A 3809-nucleotide genomic window follows, 5' to 3' on the forward strand; every position below is an offset into this window, starting at 1 on the left:
ATGGTCAGGGGGAGAAGAGCAGCAGCAGGCCCGCGCAGGTGTAACCGACCATCAGGATCAGCATCGGTAGCTGCCCGACGATCACTCGTTTGCCCTGCAGCACCACCAGGGACTCATCGTGGGCGAGCAAGACGCCCAGCAGGTGTCCCACCACGATGGCGGTGAGCTGGATGACGGCCACCACGTCGGGGTAGTCGAAGATGCCGGTGTTGACTCCGAGTTCCGCCGTGCCGAAGACGTTCCAGCCCAGGCCCAGGGGATCGGAGGCCAGGATCGCCGTCCGCTGGCCTTCGATCACCAGCAGGCTCAGGTAGTGCGCGAACGAGTAGCCGATGACGATCGGGACCAGACTCGCCGCGGCGGTGTCGGACCAGCCGGCAGCCGTCGCCCGCGCCGCCAGGGCGAACGCCGCTCCGACCAGCAGCGTCATGCCGATCAGACCCGCGGTGCCCCACCACTCCCGGGGCAGGGCCGACGTCTGTACCCAGCCGACCCAGCCGGTGGTGTTGGTGAAGCTGTCGTAGGCGGTGATGCCCAGCAGCGTGCAGTTCACCCAGGCGGCGCCACGCGGGACGACCGCGGTCGCGGCATGCCGAAGGGGGTTGGTGAGGTGGACAACACCGTCGATGCGCTGCCACGGCGACAGCGTGGCGATGCGTTCGGCGAACACTTCGAACGGGTCGGTGGCGGCGATCCACCGCTCACCGAACAGCACCGCGCCACCGAGGGTCAGGATCAGCCAGGCGATCGTCCACCAGCGCAGCACCACCAGCGTGTTGTTGTCGGGCTGAACCAGTTCCAGCCAGGCGAACCCCAGCAGGGTCAGCACCCCGGGCAGGACGCCGATCCGCCGCCAGGTCGCCTCGCGCAGCGGCCGCACCGGAGCACGCACCGCGAGCACCAGCCTGGCCAACGTCCGCAACGGGTTCGCCCGCCGCCAGACCGGTCCGAACAGCAGCGAGACCGGCACCAGGCCCACCCAGACCCAGACGAAGACGAAACCGAAGATCGGGTTCGTCACCAGGTCCTGGCCGAACCACAGCGCCAGCGCCATCCAGCCGAACACCGCCAGCATGACGATCCGGACGCCGGCGCGGGCGGCCGGGCGGTCGACGAACCGGGTCAGTCCGGGCAGTGCCAGGCCGGACGGCCGGGTGTACCGGGGGTGCCGCCAGGCGACGATCAGCACCGCGAACGACACCACCAGCGCCAGCGCGGCACCGAGCAGGACGAACTCGAAGGGCAGCGGCAGGTCCTGCCGTGAGCCGAGTCCGTGCAGCGGCAGCCTCACCGGATCTGCAGGACGGCGATCAACAACTCGGGATGATGGGATTCCACTTCGTACCGGCCGGTGCGGTCGGCGGTCATCTCGACCGTGAGGTGCTGCCCCGCCTTCACCCCGATCGCCTTGTCGAAGCCGTGCACGTGCACCTGGTCGTCGCGGTCGGAGGTGATGTCGAGAACGAACGTCTGACCCTTGGTCAGGTTGATCCTGCTGCCGTTCGGCGACACCTTGCCGTTGGCGAGTTCGATGGTGATGGTCGTCACTCCAGGCGTGGGCGCCGTGCTCGGACTGGCCAGCGTGGGGCTACTGGACGCCGTCGCGGACGCCGGTGTCACCAGCGGCGAACTGCTGGCGCTCGGGGTCGGCGCGGGAGCACCGGCACAACCGGCGGTGAGTACGAGAAGGGCGGCCACGGGAAGGATTCTGCGCACCCGCCGATTCTTGCACGCGCACACGGGCCGTCCACGAAACGCACGAAGTAGGCTGACCGAACGAGTCGGCGACAGCAAGGAGAAGGGCACGTGGCGGTTTCCGTGAGCAGGGCCGAGGCACAACTGCTCGCCCGCGACCAACCGGCGCAACCCTGGCATCAGCTGAGCGTGCTGGTGGTGGAGGGCCCGCCGCCCGCGGCGTCCGAAATGGGTCGACTGATCGCACAACGCATCGGCTATGCGCCGCGCTTCCGGCAGAAGCTCGCAGGCACCGGGCTGCAGGCCTGGGTGGACGACCGGGGCTTCAACATCGCCGGCCATCTGCACAGCGTCACCCTGCCGTCCGGTACGACCATCGAGACCTGGCTCGCTGAGCAGCTCGCCGTCCCGCTGGATCGGCTGCACCCGTTGTGGGACGCCACGATCCTGACCGGCCTGGTCGGGGGGTCGTGGGCGTTGGTGGTGCGGGCGCATCCGGCGTTGATCGACGGCGCCGACAACGTCCACCTGCTGCATGAACTGCTCGACGAACAGCCCACCCCGATCAGTGCCGACGTGCCCGACTGGCGGCCGTCCGAGGACGAGGCGGCCCCCGGGTTCGCGGGACTGCTGCGCAACGTGAGCGATCCGCTGCGTGCCGTCCGGGAGGCCGCTGCTGGGCTCGGCGGGTTGGCCGAGTACGGCGTCCGGCAGGTGACGACGGTGCCGGAGCCGCGGCATGTGGCCGCGGTGGAATGCCCGCTGGCCGACCTGGCCGCGATCGCCCGCGCCGTTGGCTGCACCGTGCACGACGTGATCGTGGCGTTGGCGACCGCCGGCGTCCGGGGCTGGCAGGTGGCCGGCGACAAGCCCCTGCACGATCCGGTGGCCCTCGTCCCGCTGGCGGTCGACGACGGTGGCACCAGCGCCCTGGGCTGCCAGGTCGCGCCCCAATACGTGCAGCTGCCGGTCACCACGCTCACCGCCCGAGAACGGCTGATCGCCATCGCCACCCTCACCCAGGCCCGGATCGACTCCGACCGGCTGGTTCCGGTGGCCCAGCTGACCGATCTGGCCGGCTTCCCGCCGCCCAGCACCCACGCGGTCGCCGCCGCCACCGTGACCAGCGGGCGTCCGCATCAAGTACTGATCGCCAACGTGCCAGGGCCGGCGACGCCGCGCTGGCTGGGGGAGCGGCGGGTCCGCGCGCTGCACGCGTTCGCCTCCACCATCGACGAGCAGCAGATCAGCGTCGGCGTCAGCAGCCTGGACGGCCGGGTCACCTTCGCCGCCAGCGCGGTCGCTCCGCTGCCGACCTTCGCCCGCGATGTCGTCGACGAGCTCGGCGTGCTGCGGCGAGAGGTGCGCTGATGCTGGTCTTCGTGCCGCTCACCGCTCCGGAACTAGCCGGGTGGGCCGATAGTGGACGGCATCGGCCGTCGGCCGGCTACGCAGTCACCCCCTCGCTGCGATCCACCTTCGGATTCGACCCGGCCGACGACGAGGACGCCGAACACACCGTGCTGCACATCGCCGGACTGGCGTCGCTGCTGCGGGGCGGACGGCGGCTGGTCGCGGTGGTCGAGGCGTCCGGAACGCCGGTGGCAGGCGCCGAGTTCGGCGAGGTGAGTGTCGGCGTCCTCGGTTTCGATGCAGTGACGGCCCTGTTCGCCGATGAGTCGCCGGCTTCTGCCGAGGCGCTGGCCGCGCTCGTCGGCGGGCGGACCTTGGACGTGGCCTGGGATGATCCTGCGGTGGCGGAGTTCCTCGCTGACAACGAGTTGTTGTGGCATGGCCCGACGGAGTGGAAGTCGCTGGTCGTGTGATGACGAAGGCCCGCGCCGGGATGACGAAACCGACGAAGGGGTGTCGCCGTGACGGCCTTCAACCTCAGGGGTGCTGGTGTGACTTGGGGTGATGCGGCAGGCTGGGGACCACCAGTCAGCGGGCGACGAGGAGACCGGGATGCCACGATCCATCTGGAAGGGCGCGATCTCGTTCGGCCTGATCACCATCCCGATCAAGGTGTACGGCGCCACCGAGACCAAGGACCTGTCGTTCCGTCAGGTGCATCCCGAGGACGGCGGACGGATCAAGTACAAGCGGGTCTGCGA

Annotated in this window: 5 protein-coding genes; 3 read left to right on the forward strand and 2 right to left on the reverse strand. The window is 70.0% G+C overall.

The genetic code is table 11. The features are described from left to right. Window positions 1-4: 4 nt before the first annotated feature. Together Q0066_RS01100 and Q0066_RS01105 are read right to left on the reverse strand one after the other, a co-directional pair. Window positions 5-1291 (reverse strand): hypothetical protein, encoded by a 1287-nt coding sequence (locus tag Q0066_RS01100; RefSeq protein WP_298129212.1) that lies wholly within the window; start codon window positions 1289-1291, stop codon window positions 5-7. Then, the gene (locus Q0066_RS01105; RefSeq protein ID WP_298129214.1) at window positions 1288-1698 is read right to left on the reverse strand and encodes a hypothetical protein; all 411 of its coding nucleotides are present in this window, start codon (window positions 1696-1698) and stop codon (window positions 1288-1290) included. The genes Q0066_RS01100 and Q0066_RS01105 overlap by 4 nt, the downstream gene beginning before the upstream one ends. Before the next feature lie 108 nt (window positions 1699-1806). On the opposite strand from Q0066_RS01105, the gene Q0066_RS01110 reads away from it, so the two are divergent. From Q0066_RS01110 to Q0066_RS01120, 3 genes are all read left to right on the forward strand, one after another. Further along, on the forward strand, window positions 1807-3066 hold the full coding sequence (locus Q0066_RS01110) for a wax ester/triacylglycerol synthase domain-containing protein (protein WP_298129216.1): 1260 nt from the start codon (window positions 1807-1809) through the stop codon (window positions 3064-3066). Beyond that, window positions 3066-3521 carry a hypothetical protein gene (locus Q0066_RS01115; RefSeq protein WP_298129218.1) on the forward strand — a complete coding sequence of 152 codons (456 nt, stop codon included), beginning with the start codon at window positions 3066-3068 and terminating at the stop codon, window positions 3519-3521. The genes Q0066_RS01110 and Q0066_RS01115 overlap by 1 nt, the downstream gene beginning before the upstream one ends. A gap of 139 nt (window positions 3522-3660) precedes the next feature. Beyond that, on the forward strand, window positions 3661-3809 hold a 149-nt coding region (locus Q0066_RS01120), incomplete at its 3' end, for a Ku protein (RefSeq protein ID WP_366521488.1).

The sequence above is a fragment of the Micropruina sp. genome, from assembly GCF_027492755.1.
GTDB lineage: Bacteria > Actinomycetota > Actinomycetes > Propionibacteriales > Propionibacteriaceae > Micropruina.